We start from the raw sequence: 17223 nt of genomic DNA, 5'->3' as shown, positions 1-17223 counted from the left end.
ATTTTGGTGATTAAACTGCGAGCAGTGAGAACCAGTAAGCCAAGGTTGCCACCGCGAAACCCAAGATCAGCCATAACCATGAGGCCGACTGAAACAGCGCTAGTGCCAACACGAACAGCACTACCGTGATAAATATTTTCACTACTTCGGCGCGCACATGCGCCCGGAAAGCTTTTTTGGCGTCATTTGTTCCGCCCGCAACAATCATCGCGTACATCAGACTCCCGATGACTGCGATTGCTCCGCCATAGGCGGCCGACCAAGCTTTGAGTACTCCGCCCAAGTTCCAGGCGAGCAAGGCAAATCCAGTGACGATGGCCAACTGGAGGGCGACGACTTTAAAAATCGGCTTGGAAATACTCGTCGAATCATTCACTTGGCGAGCTCCCAAAATGCCGATAAAACCCAAAGACACGGGATTATATGTGTCTTTACTGTATCACGTCAAACATTGCTGCACCGCAGCAGAGCAATTGGTGCACGAAAGAGACGCTTTTATAAACATTTCCCCCCTCTTTGCACCAAGTTGGAACCAGTTAGGCGTTTTCATGTTTTGTTGATGATTTGTCAAATCACCACGTCACTTCGGGGTCAGATCCGACATTCGGACACGAGCTCTGCCGTAGCAGCCGCTACGGCAGAGCTCGTGTCCGAATGTCGGATCTGACCCCGGGTTTAGGCGCGCAGGCGGGCTAGTACGCCGTCGAGGATGTCGAGGTCGGCGAAGTCGATGATCATCTGGCCGCGGCCCTTGGCGCCCATCTTGAACACCACCGGCGTGGCCAGCGTGTCGGACAGCTCTTCTTCCAGGCGAACGATGTCGCCGGACTTTTCTTTTTGACGTGCTTCGGCCGGCGGGGCCTTTTGCTCTTCCAGCGTCCGTGCGACCAGCTTTTCGGTTTCGCGCACCGATAACCGTTTGGCGACAACCATGTTGGCCAGGTTGATCTGCGTCGCCGCATCCACCGACAACAGCGCGCGGGCGTGTCCCATGTCGATATCGCCGGCCATCAGCATCGTTTGTACCGGATTGGCCAGGTTCATCAGGCGCAGCAGGTTCGACACCGCGCTGCGCGAACGGCCGACCGCGGTCGCCGCCTGTTCGTGCGTGAAACTGAAATCGGTGATCAGGCGATGAATGCCCTGCGCCTCTTCCAGCGGATTCAGATCCTCGCGCTGCATGTTCTCGATCAGCGCCATCGCGGCGGCGGCCTGGTCGTCGACGTCGCGCACCAAAACAGGCAGCACTTCCAGGCCGGCGATTTGCGCGGCGCGGAAGCGGCGTTCGCCGGCGATGATCTCGTACTTGATCTCGCCGGTCAGCTTGTCGGTGCCGACCGGGCGCACCAGGATAGGCTGCATGATGCCCTGGGTCTTGATCGATGCGGCCAGCTCCTGCAGGCCGCCTTCGTCCATGCGCGTGCGCGGCTGGTATTTACCGGCCTGCATCTGCGTGACCGGCAGTTCGGATGGCGTGTTCGCGTCCGGGGTGGTGATGTCGCCGTCGCCGCCGAGCAGCGCTTCCAGGCCGCGACCCAGGCCTTTGAGTTTTTTGGTTGCCATGTGATTGCCTTACATTTTCTTGATGCGCTTGACCATCTCGGCGCCGAAGGCGATATACGCCTGCGCGCCCTTGGAGGCCGGATCGAAGGTGACGCCCGGCAGGCCGTACGACGGCGCTTCGGCCAGACGCACGTTGCGCGGGATGATGGTTTTGAAGACCTTGTCGCCGAAGTGCTGCTCCAGCTGGGCCGACACCTGCTGCGACAAGGTCATGCGCGGATCGAACATCACGCGCAGCAGGCCGATGATCTTCAGGTCGGGATTCAGGTTGGCGTGCACCTTCTTGATCGTGTTGACCAGGTCGGACAGCCCTTCCAGCGCGTAGTACTCGCACTGCATCGGGATGATGACGCCATGCGCGGCGCACAGGCCGTTCAAGGTCAGCATCGACAGCGCGGGCGGGCAGTCGATCAGGATGAAGTCGTACTCCTTGTCGACCAGGGCCAGCGCATCCTTCAGGCGGCGCTCGCGGTTGTCCAGCGAGACCATCTCGACTTCGGCGCCTGCCAGCTCGCGGTTGGAAGGCAGCACGTCGAACTGCCCCGGCTCCGAACGCTGGCGCGCGGTGGCCACGTCGGATTCGCCCAGCATCACCTCATAGGTCGACGCCGGCAGCCCTGCCTTGTTGATGCCTGCGCCCATCGTGGCGTTGCCTTGCGGGTCCAGGTCGACCAGCAATACGCGCTGGTCCAGCTTTGCCAATCCGGCGGCCAGGTTGACCGTTGTGGTAGTCTTACCTACGCCACCCTTTTGATTCGCTACGCAAAAAATTTTCGCCATGTATTTCTTTTTATGTTCGTACTGCTAATTGTATATACTATTAAAACAATATAAACGATTTATATTGTTTATATAGAATAAACTGTATAAACCATTTATATCGTATAAATCATTTACCTAGTTTCGGCTTGGATGTATACCAGGTGGCGCTCCGCGTCCAGCCCCGGCACTTCCAAAGGCTCCAGTTTCTGCACTTTCCATGGCTCTGGCAGTCGCTCCCGCTCCTCTGCCGGCGCCGTCCCTTTCAGGGCTATAAATCGCCCTCCCTCTTGCAGCAGGTGCCCCGACCAGTTGACGAAGTCGGAAAGGTCCGCAAAAGCCCGCGAGGTGATGACGTCGAATTTCGTCTTCACTTCCAGCTGCTCCACGCGCTTGGTGTACACCGTCACGTTGGACAGGCCCAGCTCCGCCTTTACCTGATTCAAAAACGCGGTCTTCTTGTGCACCGTGTCGATCATCGACACTTTCATGTCCGGACGGCTGATCGCCAGCACCATGCCCGGCAGTCCGCCCCCTGCTCCCACGTCCAGCACGTTGGCGGCGCCGGCGAAGGCAGGTACCGCCGCCAGCGAATCCAGCACGTGCAAGGTCACCATCTGCATCGGATCGCGCACCGACGTCAGGTTGTACACCGAATTCCACTTGTTCAGCAGCGCCAGGTAGTCCAGCAGTTTTTCCACCTGGTCGTCGCCGAGGTCCAGCTTCAGACTGTTGATGCCTTGTTTTAAAACATCCGCAAGTACTGCACGGTCAAACACCTTCATTGAACAGCCTCATCTTTTTCAGCATTCACAAATCCACCGAAGCCTGCCTTCTTCAGGTGCACCAGCAGCAGCGAGATCGCCGCCGGCGTCACGCCCGAAATGCGCGATGCCTGGCCCAGCGTTTCCGGACGCTGCGCATGCAGTTTCTGCCGCACTTCCACCGACAACGCGGTGATGTCCAGGTAGCTGAAACCTTCCGGCAATTTCAGGTTTTCGTAGTGCTCGTGGCGCTCGACTTCCTTGGTCTGGCGGTCGATATAGCCCGAATACTTCAGTTGAATTTCCACCTGTTCGCGCACCGCTTCGTCGCTCACGCCGGGACCGGCCAGCTCGCGGCCGTCGATGCCGGACAAGCTCATCAGCTTGTCGTAGTCCACGCCGGGACGCGCCAGCAGATTCGCCAGCGAGTACTCGCGCTCGATCGCCTGGCCGATGACGCGCTCGGATTCGGCCGCTTCCAGGATGCGTGGATTGACCCACGTCGAGCGCAGACGCTCCAGTTCCATCGCCACGGCTTCGCGTTTTTTCTCGAACGCTTCCCACTGCGCATCGCCGACGCAGCCCAGCTTACGGCCGATTTCGGTCAGGCGCATGTCGGCGTTGTCTTCACGCAGGCTCAGGCGATACTCGGCGCGGCTGGTAAACATGCGGTACGGTTCCAGCACGCCTTGCGTGACCAGGTCGTCGACCAGCACGCCGAGGTAGGCCTCGGAACGGGCCGGCGTCCAGGCTTCGCGGCCCTGGGTTTGCAGCGCGGCGTTGATACCCGCCAGCATGCCCTGCGCCGCCGCCTCTTCGTAGCCGGTGGTGCCGTTGATCTGGCCGGCGAAGTACAGGCCGGCAACGGCCTTGGTTTCCAGCGATGCCTTGAGGCCGCGCGGGTCGAAATAATCGTATTCGATGGCGTAGCCGGGACGCAGGATGTGGGCGTTTTCCATGCCCTTCATCGAGCGCACCAGTTCGATCTGCACGTCGAACGGCAGGCTGGTCGAGATGCCATTTGGATAGAATTCGTTGGTGGTCAGGCCTTCCGGTTCCAGGAAAATCTGGTGCGATTCCTTGGCCGAGAAGCGGTGGATCTTGTCTTCGATCGACGGGCAATAGCGCGGGCCGACGCCTTCGATGACGCCGGTGTACATCGGGCTGCGGTCCAGGCCGGCGCGAATGATGTCGTGGGTCTTGTTGTTGGTGTGCGTAACCCAGCACGGCATCTGCCGCGGATGCATGGCGGCATTGCCCATCACCGAGAACACCGGCACCGGATCGAGGTCGCCCGGCTGTTCGGTCATCAGCGAAAAATCGATGCTGCGGCCATCGATGCGCGGCGGCGTGCCGGTCTTCAGGCGGCCTTGCGGCAGCTTCAATTCCTTCAGCCGGGCCGACAGCGAGATCGCCGGCGGATCGCCGGCGCGGCCGGCCGAGTAGTTCTGCAGGCCGACGTGGATCTTACCGTCGAGGAAAGTGCCGGCGGTCAGCACCACGGCTGGCGCCAGAAACTTCAGGCCGATCTGGGTGACGGCGCCGACCACGCGGTCGCCCTCCACCATCAGATCGTCGACGGCCTGCTGGAACAGCCACAGGTTGGGCTGGTTTTCCAGGCGCGAACGGATGGCTTGCTTGTACAGAATGCGGTCGGCCTGGGCGCGGGTCGCGCGCACGGCAGGGCCTTTGGAGGAATTCAGGATGCGGAACTGGATGCCCGATTCATCGGTGGCGATCGCCATGGCGCCGCCCATGGCATCAACTTCCTTGACCAGATGGCCTTTGCCGATACCGCCGATGGATGGGTTGCACGACATCTGGCCCAGCGTCTCAATGTTATGCGTGAGCAGCAGAGTCTTCTGCCCCATGCGGGCGGAAGCAAGGGCCGCCTCGGTACCGGCGTGACCACCGCCGACAACGATGACGTCGAAATGAGTTGGAAATAACATGATGGATTTGGTTAAAGCGAAGGGATCAAGGTCAGATTATAGAGTCTTTTTGCTGCTGCGACTTTTTTGAGCAAAAAAATAGTGCCCAATTGTTCCACGTGAAACATTGAAAAAGGGCGCCTGTCGTTCCCAACAGGCGCCCTCTTTTGGTTCCACGTGAAACAATATCACCAACGCAACCATGCATCGTAGCCAGATTTCACGATCAATATCGTGACCACGATCAGGAACAGCTGGCGCACGAAACCGCTGCCGTGCTTCATCGCCAGGCGCGAGCCGATGATGGAACCGCCGATCTGACACACCGCCATGAACGCGCCCAGCTCCCACAACAAATGGCCGCTGTAGCCGAACCAGACCAGCGCGGCAAAATTACACGCAACGTTGACGATCTTGGCCACCGCCGACGCGGCGAGGAAATCGAAGCCGAAGACGCGGACAAACAGGAACACCAGGAAGCTGCCGGTGCCGGGGCCGAAGAAGCCATCGTAGAATCCGATGCCGGCGCCGATCAGCAGCGCCAGCGTCTGTTCCTTCCGACCGGTGTGCAGCGGAGCGTGAACATTGCCGAAGTCCTTCTTGGCAAAGGTATAGATGGCAACCGCCAACAGGACGATCGGCAACAGCATCCGCATGAATTCGCCCGATACCCTGGTTACCGTGTAGGCGCCGAGGAAGGAGAAAATCAAGGCGGTGAACGCGGCAGGCGCGGCAACCGTCCAGGCGATGGCGACGCGACGCGCGTAGTTGACCGCGGCCACGCCGGTGCCGAATATGCCGGCCAGCTTGCTGGTGCCGATCAGCGTGGCCGGCGCCATGTTGGGAAACACGGCGAACATCGCCGGCAGCTGTATCAATCCCCCACCCCCGACGACCGAGTCCACCAGACCCGCGCCGAACGCAGCCACTCCCAACACCAGATAGTCGACCATCACGAACATTCCTCAAGCATGCAAAGGCTATATTGTACGGAAGAAAGCCAAGCCGCTCTCCATGCATGTCCGTCATGCTTACTGTAAGATTTCACGTGAAACTCCAACTCCAGGAAGCCGCCGCCATGAATGATTTTCCAGCGTTTGCATTCAGCACTGTCGCCCATGTCGTGTCCGAGCTCGGCGCCGCCGGCAGGCTTGGCGAGCACATCACCCAGCGCTTTCCGGACGCCAAACGCGCCCTGCTCGTCACCGATCCCGGCTTCCTGAAGACAGGCCTGGTGGACGTTCCGGCCGCCAGCCTGCGGGCCGCCGGACTGCAGGTGGAGGTCTATTCCAACGTCGTCGCCGACCCGCCGGAACAGGTGGTGCTGGACGCAGTCGCCGCCGCGCGCAAGCATCGGACCGACATCGTCATCGGCATCGGCGGCGGCAGTTCGATGGATGTCGTCAAGCTGATCGCCGTGCTGGCCGGCAGCGACCAGCCGCTCGGCGCGATCTACGGCATCGGCAATGTGAAGGGCGCGCGCTTGCCGCTGGTGCAGATTCCAACCACCGCCGGCACCGGTTCCGAGGTCACCAACATCGCCATCGTGACCACCGGCGCCACCACAAAGATGGGCGTCGTCGCGCCACAGCTCTATGCCGATCTGGCGTTGCTGGACGCGGAACTGACGCTCGGCCTGCCGCCTTTGGTCACCGCCGCGACCGGCATCGACGCGATGGTGCACGCCATCGAGGCCTACACCAGCCGCCATAAAAAGAACCCGCTGTCCGACCTGCTGGCGCGCAAGGCGTTGGGCCTGCTGTCCGCCAACCTGATCCGCGCCTGCGAAAATGGCCGCGACCTGGCGGCGCGGCAGGCGATGCTGCTCGGCGCCATGCTGGCGGGACAGGCGTTCTCGAACGCGCCGGTGGCGGCGGTGCATGCGCTGGCGTATCCGATAGGCGGTATATTCCACGTGCCGCACGGCTTGTCGAATTCGCTGGTGTTGCCGCACGTGCTGCGTTTCAACGCGCCGGAAGCGGCTGGCCTGTATGCGGAGCTGGCGGAGATCGTGGTGCCGGAAGCGAGCGGCAGCGTCGAGGCGAGGGCGGAAGCGCTGGTTGTTGCGATGCAGCAAATCGCCATCATCTCGGGGATCGAGCGAACCTTGCAGCAGGTGGGGATCAAGGAAACGGACCTGGACCGGCTGGCGGATGACGCCATGCTCCAGACCCGTTTGTTGGGGAACAACCCCCGCACCGTCACGCGCGACGATGCGAGGGCGATCTACGCCGCAGCGTTGTAGACCCTAGTTCGGCACGTCGACCGTGGTGCCGCTGACGGTGATGGTGTTGCCGGTCACCGGTGCGGCGGCGATCGGCGGCACGTTGGCCACGGTGATCAGCGACGTGTTATCGAAACGCGGCACCGTCCGCACCACCTGCGACGGCGGCAGCGCCACCGCCGAACTGCGCAGGTTGGCCATCATCGCATCCAGCGCCCGGAACAGGTACACGTGCAAAGGCACGATATTCGCGGGCAGCGCGTTGGTGAACGAATCGAAGTGATTGGCGTTGGTCACCTCGATGTAGCGCAGCTTGCTGGTGCCGCCCTCCGCCGACGCATTCAGGCCCAGATACGCGCGCGAGGCAAAGTTCACCGGGATCAGCGTATCGCTGCGGCCCTGCACGATGATGGCCGGCTTGCCGTGCAGATTGCCGGTCGCCGCCACCTCGGCCATGCCCGCTTTCACGCGCGCGCTTTGCGCCGCCAGCGTCGCGCTCAGCGGCCCGCCGGTGACCGCATCGACACCCGTCGCCAGCGAGCGCAGGCACAGGAAGCCGTCCAGCGACTGGTCCGCCAGGCTGCTGCTCGGCGACACGCCGAAGTTATAAGCCTTGGCGCCGCCCACGGAATTCTCGTACACCACGCTGCCGACGATGCCGTTCTGCGTGGCGAAGCTGCTCGCTTTTTGAGCAGCCGTGAAGGCCAGCGGCGTGCCTGTGGCGTCGGTCGGCGCGAACGAGAATCCGCACACCTTGTCCGTCACCGAGAACTTGCCGTAGGCGTTGGCGTAGGTCACCGCCACCAGGATGTTGGTGCCCGCGTGCGCGGCCTGCAGGATGTCCGAATCCGCCAGCCAGCCGTAAGCCTTCAGGCGCGCCTTGGCGTCGTTCTGCTGCGACAGCAGGTCGGTGCCGGTCAGCAGGCCCTTGGCGACCAGCGCCGTGCAACGCCCCGGAGCGGCCGCTGTGGACGCGATGCAAGGCTGGTACAGCGCGGCATAGGTCGAGTAGTCAAACAGCGCCTTGCCCTGCCCCGTCACGCTGGCGCCGCCCTGGCGCACCGAATAGCCGGTGGCGGTCTTGGGCTGGACTTGCGGCTCGGTGGCCGCCACGCCGCTGATAAGGCCCTTGGTGTCCTGTTCCGCGGCCAGCAGTGCCGAGCCCGCGCCGTTGGAGATGCTGGAAGCGATCGTGATCGTGTTTTTCGGCGTCAGGCGGACGATGTGGCTCTTGTTATCCTTGGCCAGCACGCCGTACTTTTCGTTCAGCACGTAGAAGGCAAACTCCACCGCCTGCAGCGTGAACTTGCCCCAGTCCTTTTCCGGATTCTGCTGCGAGTGCGCGTGCTTGAAGGCGATGCGCGCCGGCGACGACGATGCGAACGCGGCGCGGTCGGCGTCGCTCAGCGCCGGCGTGAAGATGGAATTCTTGGCCGCCGACGCGCGCGTGGCGCGCACGCCGTTCTGCAGGTTCACGCTGTCGTCCTCGAAGGTGTAGAGGCCGGTGCCGCTGCCCTTGTCGGCGTAGGCGACCGCGCAGTTGTTCTTCAAGCCCCATTCGCCGGCGCTGCCGATGGCGCCGTAGATGCCGCGCGACCCGCTCGAGGTGCCGGTGACGATGCATGGATTATTCACGTCGAACGTCGCCGGCACCTGCACCATCAAGGTCACGTTCTGGTTGCCGGTGCCGTCGTCGGAATACGCCACGTATTCGGAGCCGGCGACCATGCCCTGCCCCGATCCCACATTGCCCTTGGCATCCACATTCGGGCCGTACAGCGTGCCGTAGCCGCTGTTGGCGGAGATGTCGAGCACGGCGCGGTAGTTGGCGTAGATCGCATTGCGCCGCAGCTCCGCCGGCGTCGGATTCACCGGATCCGCGTAGGCGGGCGCGGCCGCGGCAGCCAGGCCGGTGGCGCCCAGGCCGGCGGTCAGCAAGTCGTCGCTGGTGCCGTCGTAGGTCTTGCTGGTGATCGTGCCCAGGTAGCTCGGCAGCTGGTTCAGATCTTCAGCCGTATCGTGCTCGTTCGAACCGCAAGCGGTCAGCGCAACGCCGGCTAGCGCCAACGCAAGTTTTTTAATATGCATGTCATCCTCTATTCAATAAAAGTTACGGACGGACCACTCCCACTCCGGCCGGCGGCCAGATAAAAATTTACTACCGATGAGAAAAAAGCGCCGGACAGAACGTCCGGCGCGTGCGCTACATCATGCGGGCTTCTTGACGGCGCCGAACCGCGCGACAATTTCGCCGATAATCCCGCGCCGGAACAACAGCACGCAGACAATGAAGATAAAACCGATCACCATGTTGACCGCTTCGCCGATGGTGTTGAACCATTCGATGCCGGTGTGCGACACCATGAAAATGCCGAAGTCGCCCAGCTTGTTTTCCAGCGCGATGATGATGATGGCGCCCAGCATCGGACCGGCCAGCGTACCCATGCCGCCGACCAGGGTCATCAGGATCACCAGGCCGGACATGCTCCAGTGCACGTCGGTCAGCGTTTCGAAACCCTGCACCAGCATGTTGGACGCGCCCGCCAGGCCGGACAGCGCGGCCGACAGCACGAAGGCCAGCAGCTTGTACTTGTCGACGTCGTAGCCCAGCGAGATCGCGCGCGGCTCGTTTTCCTTGATCGCCTTCAGCACCTGGCCGAACGGCGAATGCACGGTGCGCACGATCAGCATGAAGGCCAGCACCGCGACGCCCAGCACGAAGAAGTACAGCGCGGTATCGTTGGACAGGTCGAGCATGCCCAGCAGCTTTCCACGTGGAACACCCTGCAGGCCGTCTTCGCCGCCGGTGAACTCGCCGGCGCGCAGCGCGCCGAAGTAGACCATTTGCGCCAGCGCCAGCGTGATCATCGAGAAGTAGATGCCCTGGCGGCGGATCGCCAGCGCGCCCATCACCAGGCCGATCAGCGCACCGGCCGCAACGCCGGCCAGCATGCCCAGCTCGAGCGGCCAGCCCCACACCTTCATCGCGTTGCCGGCCACATAGCCGGCGGCGCCGAAGAAGGCGGCATGGCCGAACGACAGCAGGCCGGTGAAGCCGATCAGCAGGTTGAACGAGCAGGCAAACAGCGCGAACACCAGCAGCTTGGCCAGGAAGATCGGATAGCCGACAAACGGCGCCGCCAGCGCGATCGCGAAGGCGATCAGGTAACCCAGTTTCTTATTCATCTGTGCCCTCTTATTTTTCTTTGCCGAACAAGCCGGCTGGACGGATCAGCAACACGATGACCATCACCAGGAATACCACGGTCGACGAAAACTCCGGGTAGAACACCTTGGTCAGGCCCTCGATGATGCCCAGGCCGAGACCGGTCAGGATGGAACCCATGATCGACCCCATGCCGCCGATCACCACAACGGCGAATACGACGATAATCAGGTTCTGACCCATCAGGGGCTGCACCTGGATCACCGGGGCCGCCAGCACCCCTGCAAAGCCCGCCAAAGCGACGCCGAAGCCGTAGGTCAGCGTGACCATCAGCGGCACGTTGATGCCGAAGGCTTCGACCAGCTTGGGATTCTCGGTACCGGCGCGCAGGTAGGCGCCCAGCTTGGTCTTCTCGATGACGAACCAGGTCGACAGGCACACCGCCAGCGAGGCGACCACCACCCACGCGCGGTAGTTCGGCAGCACCATGAAGCCGAGGTCGGTCGCCCCGGCCAGCGCCTCAGGCACCTGGAACGGCTGGCCGGACACGCCGTAGAACGAGCGGAACACGCCTTCGACCAGCAGCGTGATGCCGAAGGTCAGCAACAGGCCATACAGATGATCCAGCTTGTAAAGCCAGCGCAGCATGGTTTTTTCAATGATGATGCCGAACACGCCGACGATCAGCGGCGCCAGCACCAGCATCACCCAATAGTTGAGGCCGAAGTAGGCCATCCCCATCCAGGCGACAAACGCGCCCATCATGTACAGGGCGCCGTGCGAGAAGTTAATCACGTTCAGCAGGCCGAAGATCACGGCCAGGCCGAGCGACAGCATGGCATAGAAGGAGCCGTTGACCAACCCCAGCAGCAGCTGGCTCATCATCGCGGGCAGGGGAACGCCGAAAATTTCCATGAGATCACAATATAAAGATCGCCTCCCCGGACGGGGCGGCGCGGAGCCAGAAAAAGGCCGCGCGCGGCGTGGAAGCGCGCGCAGCCTGTGTACAACTCAGCTTATTTCCACAGGGCGCACTTGGTTTCCGCCTTGGTGGCGTACGCCTGGTCGCCAGGAATGGTGGCCACGACCTTGTAGTAATCCCATGGATATTTCGATTCCGACGGCTTCTTCACTTCCATCAGGTACATATCGTGCACCATGCGGCCGTCCGGGCGGATCACGCCGTTCTTGGCGAACATGTCGTTGATCTTGTTCGCCTTCAGGTAGGCCATGACCTTGTCAGTGTCGTCGCTGCCGACGGCCTTGACCGCCTTCAGGTAGTTGCTGGCGGCGGAGTAGTCGGCCGCTTGCAGCATCGACGGTTCCTTCTTCATTTTCTCGAAGTAGCGCTTCGACCAGGCGCGGGTTTCCGCGTTCTGGTCCCAGTACCAGCCGTCGGTCAGGTACATGCCCTGCGTCATGTTCAAGCCCAGCGAGTGCACGTCGTTGATGAAGATCAGCAGGCCGGCCAGCTTCATCTTCTTGGTGATGCCGAACTCGTTGGCGGCCTTGATCGAGTTGATCGCGTCGCCGCCGGCGTTGGCCAGGCCCAGGATCTGCGCGCCCGACGATTGCGCCTGCAGCAGGAAGGACGAGAAGTCCGACGCCGACAGCGGGTGCTTGACCGAGCCCAGCACCTTGCCGCCCTGCGCCTTGACCACGTCCGCGGTGTCTTTTTCCAGCGACTGACCGAAGGCGTAGTCGGCGGTCAGGAAGTACCAGCTCTTGCCGCCCTGCTTGACGATGGCGCCGCCGGTGCCGCGCGCCAGCGCGATGGTGTCGTAGGCGTAGTGAATCGTGTACGGCGTGCATTCCTCGTTGGTCAGGCGGGCCGAGCCGGCGCCGATCGAGATGAACACTTTTTTCTTCTCGGCCGCGACCTTGGCCATGGCCAGGTTGGCGCCGGAGTTGGTGCCGCCGATCAGCAGGTCGACGCCCTGCTGGTCGAACCATTCGCGTGCCTTGGAGGCGGCGATGTCGGCCTTGTTTTGGTGGTCCGCGGAGATGAACTCGACCTTCTTGCCGGCGATGACCACGCCGGCGTCGGCGATCGCCATCTTGACCGCTTCGGCCCCGCCGGCGCCGTCGATGTCGGTGTACAGACCGGACATGTCGGTGATCAGGCCGATCTTGATGGTGTCGCCGGAAACCTGGGCTTGGGCAGCAAAAGACAGGCCGAATGCGCATACGGCGGTTGCTGCGATGGTGATGGCTTTAAGTTTCATTTCGTCTCCGTTGGTTCAAGAAGTAGTGTTATTGCTTATTTTTTTCCACTTGCTTACACGCCCAGAAGCTCGGTCAACACCGGCATCTTGGCGCTCAGTTCTGATGCAACAAAGGTCTCAACGATTTGACCGTGTTCCATCACATAAAACCGGTCCGCCAGCGGGGCGGCAAACCGGAAATTCTGTTCCACCATGACGATGGTGTATCCCTTGGATTTCAGCGTCGTGATCATCCGCGCCAGGCCTTGCACGATGACCGGCGCCAGGCCTTCCGAAATTTCATCGAGCAACAGCAGGCGCGCGCCGGTGCGCAGGATGCGCGCCACCGCCAGCATCTGCTGTTCGCCGCCGGACAGGCGCGTGCCCTGGCTGTGCTTGCGCTCTTCCAGGTTAGGGAACATCGCGTAGATTTCCTCGACCGACATGCCCTTCTCGCCGGTGGACAACTGCGGCGGCAACAGCAGGTTTTCCTCGGTCGACAGCGACGAGAAGATGCCGCGCTCTTCCGGGCAATAACCGATGCCGAGGTGGGCGATTTTGTGCGTCGGCAAACCGATCGATTCCGCGCCGTTGACCTTGATCGAGCCCTTGCGGGCGCCGGTCAAGCCCATGATCGAGCGCAGCGTGGTGGTGCGGCCGGCGCCGTTGCGGCCCAGCAGCGTGACCACTTCGCCCGGCTGCACCGTCAAATTGACGTTGTGCAGGATGTGCGATTCGCCATACCAGGTTTGCAGGTTCGAAATTTCCAGAGCGGCCGTCATCAGTGGGCTCCTTCCAGCACGGCGGCTTCTGTACCCATATACGCTTCCATCACTTGTGGATTATTCGAAACTTCCGCATACGTGCCTTCCGCCAGCATCGCGCCGCGTTGCAAAACGGAGATCTTGTCGCAGATGCCGGACACCACTTTCATGTTGTGCTCGACCATCAGGATGGTGCGGCCGGCCGACACTTTTTTAATCAACTCGGTCACGCGGTGCACGTCTTCGTGGCCCATGCCCTGGGTCGGTTCATCAAGCAGCATCAGCTCCGGTTCCATCGCCAGCGTGGTGGCGATCTCCAAAGCGCGCTTGCGGCCGTAAGGCATGTCGACGGTGACGGTGTCGGCGAATTCGGTCAGGTCGACCTCGGCCAGCAGCTGCATGGCGCGGTCGTTGAGCTTGTCCAGCGCGCGCTCGCTTTGCCAGAAGTGGAAGCTGGTGCCCAGCTGGCGCTGCAGGCCGATGCGCACATTCTGCAACACCGTCAGGTGCGGAAACACCGCCGAAATCTGGAACGAACGGATCACGCCCATGCGGGCGATCTGCGCCGGCTTGGCGGCGGTGATGTCCTTGCCGTTGAACAGGATCTGGCCGGAAGTGGGCACCAGGAACTTGGTCAGCAAATTGAAGCATGTGGTTTTGCCGGCGCCATTGGGACCGATCAGCGCGTGGATGTGGCCGCGCTGCACTTTGAGATTGACATCATTGACCGCGGTAAAACCCTTGAATTCCTTGGTCAGATTCTTTGTTTCCAAGATAACGCCGGACATCCTGTCTCCCAGTTATTCTTTTCAAACTACTAAATTTTTTTAGATCATACACAGTAACAAATTGGCTAACAATACAGTATAACTACGGTTGACTTTTGATCTAAGCCTAACGGGGCCGGTCTTTCATTTCCACTCTGAACGAATCATTTCTGAAGCTTTCTCAGCGATCATGATGGTGGGAGAGTTGGTATTTCCTGAGGTAATGAAAGGCATCACGGAAGCATCGACCACGCGCAGGCCGCGTACTCCAATTACACGCAATTGGCTGTCGACCACAGCGCCCGGATCGTCGGCGCGGCCCATCTTGCAGGTGCCCACCGGATGGAAAATCGTGGTGCCGATCGCCCCCGCCGCGTCGGCCAATTCCTCCTCCGTGCGATAGTGGATGCCGGGCTTGTATTCCTCCGGCGCGTATTTCTGCAGCGCCGGCGCGGCGGCGATGCGGCGCGTCAAGGTCAGCGCGGCGGCGGCCACTTTGCGGTCTTCCGCGGTGCTCAAGTACATCGGCGAGATTTTCGGCGGCGCATACGAATCGGCGCTGGCGATGCGCACATGACCGCGCGACGTCGGCCGCAGATTGCAAACGCTGGCCGTGAATGCGGGGAAAGCGTGCAGCGGATCGCCAAACTTTTCCAGCGACAAAGGCTGCACGTGATATTGCAGATTCGGCGTGGCCTGGCCGGCATCGGACCGGGCGAACGCCCCCAGCTGCGACGGCGCCATCGACATCGGCCCGCTCTGGAACAGCGCATATTCAAGGCCGATTTTCATCTTGCCGAACCAGTTGGACGCCATCGTATTCAAGGTGCGCGCGCCGCCGCCGACTTTGTAGATCATGCGCAGCTGCAGATGGTCCTGCAGGTTTTCGCCGACGCCGGGCAGGTCGGCCATCGTCGCAATGCCATGCTGGTTCAGCATCGCCGCGGCGCCGATGCCGGAGCACTGCAAAATCTGCGGACTGCCAACGGAGCCAGCCGCCAGCAGGGTTTCCTTCTCTGCGGTGGCGCTGAACTGGGTGCCGCCGCCGGTGAAAATCACGCCTTTGCAAACGGTGCCGCTCTCGCCTTTTTCAATGATAAGGCGTTCCACGTGGCAGCCCGTCATGATGGTCAGGTTAGGCCGTTTCGCCGCCGGTTTTAAAAACGCCTTGGCCGTATTCCAGCGTATGCCGCGTTTTTGATTGACCTCGAAGTAGCCGCAACCATCGTTGTCGCCGCGATTGAAATCGTCCACCTTCTGGATGCCGGTTTGTTCGGCCGCGTCGCGAAAGGCGTCCAGTATGCGCCACGACAAGCGCTGCTTTTCCACGCGCCACGGACCGCCGGCGCCATGATTTTCCGACGCGCCGCCGTGGTAATCCTCGCTCTTCTTGAACAAGGGCAGCACCGACTGCCAGCGCCAGCTGTCGTCGCCGGTCAGGTCCGCCCAGCGGTCGTAGTCGCCGACCTGGCCGCGCATGTAGATCATGCCGTTGATGGAGGAACTGCCTCCGAGCACTTTGCCGCGCGGGTAAAGCAGGCTGCGGCCGCCCAGCCCGGGATCGGCTTCCGTACGGAACATCCAGTCCGTCCGCGGATTGTCTATGCAATGCAGGTAGCCGACGGGTATGTGTATCCACACATAATCGTCCCTGCCGCCTGCCTCGATGAGCAGGACATTCGCTTCCCTGTTCGCACTCAGTCGGTTTGCCAATACACAACCCGCTGACCCTGCACCAATAATGATGTAATCGTATGTGCCTGCTGATTCCAAAAACTGCTCCTCCAGGGTGGTGTTTCCGTCAGGCCGCGTTCAACTCCGCGATCAAGGTTTCGACCAGTTTCGCCGCCGGCATGGGCCGCGCGCGCGATACGCCGGTGCCGCACCAGAGCGACATCAGTTCGGTATCGCCACGCTTGGCTGCTTCGGCACGAATAGGCGTGGTTAGCGCATTTTGAATAGGATATGCGGGGAGTTGCTTCTCCACCGGCGCAAGCTCGCGCATCAAGCGGTTTTCCAGCCCGCGCGCGTAGCGGCCGGAAAACGTCCTCGTCAGCCGGGTCGGATGATCCCCGGCCGTCAACAGCCGTTGCCTGTAGTGCGGGTTGATGGCGCACTCGTCCGTGACCAGAAACGCCGTGCCCATCTGCACCGCCTGCGCGCCGCCATCCAGCGCGCGCTTGATGTCGGCGCCGCTCATGATGCCGCCGGCCGCGATCACCGGAATATGCACGGCCGCGACCACCGTCGGCAGCAACTCGAAAGTGGTCAGCTTGGCGTCTTCCTGCGCACCGATGAAGGTGCCGCGATGTCCGCCCGCGTCCGTTCCGGAGGCGATCACCGCGTCGGCGCCCCTGCTCTGCCAGGCCAGCGCTTCATCGGCGTGGGTAATCGTGCCGACAACCAGGATGCCGGCATCATGCAGGCGCCTGATTTGCGCCTCGCTGAGAATGCCGAACGTGAAACTGGCCACGGCGGGGCGCAGCGCGATCAAGGTTTCGAACTGGGCCGCGAAGTCTTCGCACCACTTGGCCGGCGCCGGAAGTTCGGTCCAGCCCAGCGACGACCAGAGCGGCTTGAGCCATTCCACCGCGCGCGCCACTTCCGCCGGATCCGGCTCAGGCATGCCCTGAACAAAGAAATTAAGGCAGAACGGCTTGTCGGTCAGCGCGCGGATTTGCGCGGTTTGCTCGCGGATCGTGTCCGGCGACAGCAGGGAACACGCCAGCGTGCCCAGCCCGCCGGCATTGGAGACGGCCGCCACCTGGGCCGGCGTATTGCCGGCACCGGCGGTAGGGCCCTGGATGATCGGATGCGGAAAAACAGATGCCAAATTCATCGAAAACCTCGCACAAATGGTGTTTTTCACATGTGGATAAGTCTATGGATATCCACAGGCACCAAATGTGAGTAAACAAAAAAATTTTGGGGACCGTTTTTCTTATCCCAAAACAGTTCTTTGCTCATACACGGCTTTCGAGCCTGCTTATACGGCGCGTAAACGCCTGATTCTAATCCAAAATGGGGACTTATCCACAGAAAAGTGTCTGCGTTAACAACTACTACTATTTTTATATCTAC

15 protein-coding genes are annotated in these 17223 nt (G+C 61.5%); 1 reads left to right on the top strand and 14 read right to left on the bottom strand.

Annotation, left to right across the window (positions count from 1 at the left end):
• Positions 1 to 10: 10 nt before the first annotated feature.
• The 6 genes from ABWW33_RS12270 to ABWW33_RS12245 all read right to left on the bottom strand — a co-directional run bounded on the left by ABWW33_RS12270 (position 11) and on the right by ABWW33_RS12245 (position 5970).
• A complete protein-coding gene (locus ABWW33_RS12270; RefSeq protein ID WP_176653210.1) occupies positions 11 to 376 on the bottom strand; it encodes an ATP synthase subunit I in 366 nt (121 codons plus the stop codon).
• A 299-nt stretch (positions 377 to 675) separates the two neighbouring features.
• Positions 676 to 1563 (bottom strand): ParB/RepB/Spo0J family partition protein, encoded by an 888-nt coding sequence (locus ABWW33_RS12265; RefSeq protein WP_176653211.1) that lies wholly within the window; start codon positions 1561 to 1563, stop codon positions 676 to 678.
• 9 nt (positions 1564 to 1572) lie between these two features.
• A complete protein-coding gene (locus ABWW33_RS12260) occupies positions 1573 to 2343 on the bottom strand; it encodes a ParA family protein (protein ID WP_176653212.1) in 771 nt (256 codons plus the stop codon).
• Between the two features lie 113 nt (positions 2344 to 2456).
• A complete protein-coding gene (rsmG, locus tag ABWW33_RS12255) occupies positions 2457 to 3107 on the bottom strand; it encodes a 16S rRNA (guanine(527)-N(7))-methyltransferase RsmG (RefSeq protein WP_176653213.1) in 651 nt (216 codons plus the stop codon).
• Positions 3104 to 5038: a tRNA uridine-5-carboxymethylaminomethyl(34) synthesis enzyme MnmG gene (gene mnmG / locus ABWW33_RS12250; RefSeq protein ID WP_353401823.1), complete on the bottom strand. Its 1935-nt coding sequence runs from the start codon at positions 5036 to 5038 to the stop codon at positions 3104 to 3106. The genes rsmG and mnmG overlap by 4 nt, the downstream gene beginning before the upstream one ends.
• A 167-nt stretch (positions 5039 to 5205) precedes the next feature.
• Positions 5206 to 5970: a sulfite exporter TauE/SafE family protein gene (locus ABWW33_RS12245; RefSeq protein WP_353402017.1), complete on the bottom strand. Its 765-nt coding sequence runs from the start codon at positions 5968 to 5970 to the stop codon at positions 5206 to 5208.
• Positions 5971 to 6095: 125 nt separating this feature from the next.
• On the opposite strand from ABWW33_RS12245, the gene ABWW33_RS12240 reads away from it, so the two are divergent.
• Entirely contained in the window at positions 6096 to 7262 is a 1167-nt protein-coding gene (locus ABWW33_RS12240) for an iron-containing alcohol dehydrogenase (protein ID WP_353401821.1), read from the top strand.
• A 3-nt stretch (positions 7263 to 7265) separates the two neighbouring features.
• Here the strand turns inward: ABWW33_RS12240 and ABWW33_RS12235 are convergent, their stop codons facing one another.
• From ABWW33_RS12235 to ABWW33_RS12200, 8 genes are all read right to left on the bottom strand, one after another.
• A complete protein-coding gene (locus tag ABWW33_RS12235; RefSeq protein WP_353401819.1) occupies positions 7266 to 9329 on the bottom strand; it encodes a 3-hydroxybutyrate oligomer hydrolase family protein in 2064 nt (687 codons plus the stop codon).
• A 120-nt stretch (positions 9330 to 9449) separates the two neighbouring features.
• Positions 9450 to 10427, bottom strand: coding sequence for a branched-chain amino acid ABC transporter permease (locus tag ABWW33_RS12230; RefSeq protein WP_176653217.1), 978 nt, complete (start codon positions 10425 to 10427; stop codon positions 9450 to 9452).
• Between the two features lie 10 nt (positions 10428 to 10437).
• Positions 10438 to 11322, bottom strand: a complete 885-nt coding sequence (locus tag ABWW33_RS12225; protein ID WP_176653218.1) for a branched-chain amino acid ABC transporter permease — start codon at positions 11320 to 11322, stop codon at positions 10438 to 10440.
• 101 nt (positions 11323 to 11423) lie between these two features.
• Entirely contained in the window at positions 11424 to 12632 is a 1209-nt protein-coding gene (locus ABWW33_RS12220; protein ID WP_353401816.1) for an ABC transporter substrate-binding protein, read from the bottom strand.
• 53 nt (positions 12633 to 12685) lie between these two features.
• A complete protein-coding gene (locus tag ABWW33_RS12215) occupies positions 12686 to 13393 on the bottom strand; it encodes an ABC transporter ATP-binding protein (protein ID WP_176653220.1) in 708 nt (235 codons plus the stop codon).
• Positions 13393 to 14163, bottom strand: coding sequence for an ABC transporter ATP-binding protein (locus ABWW33_RS12210; protein ID WP_353401814.1), 771 nt, complete (start codon positions 14161 to 14163; stop codon positions 13393 to 13395). Before ABWW33_RS12210 ends, ABWW33_RS12215 begins: the two co-directional genes overlap by 1 nt.
• Positions 14164 to 14286: 123 nt before the next feature.
• Entirely contained in the window at positions 14287 to 15915 is a 1629-nt protein-coding gene (locus ABWW33_RS12205) for a GMC family oxidoreductase (RefSeq protein ID WP_353401812.1), read from the bottom strand.
• Positions 15916 to 15943: 28 nt separating this feature from the next.
• Positions 15944 to 16981 carry an NAD(P)H-dependent flavin oxidoreductase gene (locus tag ABWW33_RS12200; protein WP_353401810.1) on the bottom strand — a complete coding sequence of 346 codons (1038 nt, stop codon included), beginning with the start codon at positions 16979 to 16981 and terminating at the stop codon, positions 15944 to 15946.
• Positions 16982 to 17223: the final 242 nt, after the last annotated feature.

The sequence above is a fragment of the Duganella hordei genome (assembly GCF_040369125.1).
Lineage (GTDB): Bacteria > Pseudomonadota > Gammaproteobacteria > Burkholderiales > Burkholderiaceae_D > Rugamonas > Rugamonas hordei.
Note: the sequence above shows the minus strand (reverse complement) of the source record. Positions and strands in the feature narration are given on the sequence as shown.

What these genes read in the sequence shown, in the direction of transcription:
- ABWW33_RS12265 (WP_176653211.1), bottom strand. Translation starts at nt 1,563, where the DNA reads ATGGCAACCAAAAAACTCAAAGGCCTGGGTCGCGGCCTGGAAGCGCTG.
- ABWW33_RS12260 (WP_176653212.1), bottom strand. Translation starts at nt 2,343, where the DNA reads ATGGCGAAAATTTTTTGCGTAGCGAATCAAAAGGGTGGCGTAGGTAAG.
- rsmG (WP_176653213.1), bottom strand. Translation starts at nt 3,107, where the DNA reads ATGAAGGTGTTTGACCGTGCAGTACTTGCGGATGTTTTAAAACAAGGC.
- mnmG (WP_353401823.1), bottom strand. Translation starts at nt 5,038, where the DNA reads ATGTTATTTCCAACTCATTTCGACGTCATCGTTGTCGGCGGTGGTCAC.
- ABWW33_RS12245 (WP_353402017.1), bottom strand. Translation starts at nt 5,970, where the DNA reads ATGGTCGACTATCTGGTGTTGGGAGTGGCTGCGTTCGGCGCGGGTCTG.
- ABWW33_RS12240 (WP_353401821.1), top strand. Translation starts at nt 6,096, where the DNA reads ATGAATGATTTTCCAGCGTTTGCATTCAGCACTGTCGCCCATGTCGTG.
- ABWW33_RS12235 (WP_353401819.1), bottom strand. Translation starts at nt 9,329, where the DNA reads ATGCATATTAAAAAACTTGCGTTGGCGCTAGCCGGCGTTGCGCTGACC.
- ABWW33_RS12230 (WP_176653217.1), bottom strand. Translation starts at nt 10,427, where the DNA reads ATGAATAAGAAACTGGGTTACCTGATCGCCTTCGCGATCGCGCTGGCG.
- ABWW33_RS12225 (WP_176653218.1), bottom strand. Translation starts at nt 11,322, where the DNA reads ATGGAAATTTTCGGCGTTCCCCTGCCCGCGATGATGAGCCAGCTGCTG.
- ABWW33_RS12220 (WP_353401816.1), bottom strand. Translation starts at nt 12,632, where the DNA reads ATGAAACTTAAAGCCATCACCATCGCAGCAACCGCCGTATGCGCATTC.
- ABWW33_RS12215 (WP_176653220.1), bottom strand. Translation starts at nt 13,393, where the DNA reads ATGACGGCCGCTCTGGAAATTTCGAACCTGCAAACCTGGTATGGCGAA.
- ABWW33_RS12210 (WP_353401814.1), bottom strand. Translation starts at nt 14,163, where the DNA reads ATGTCCGGCGTTATCTTGGAAACAAAGAATCTGACCAAGGAATTCAAG.
- ABWW33_RS12200 (WP_353401810.1), bottom strand. Translation starts at nt 16,981, where the DNA reads ATGAATTTGGCATCTGTTTTTCCGCATCCGATCATCCAGGGCCCTACC.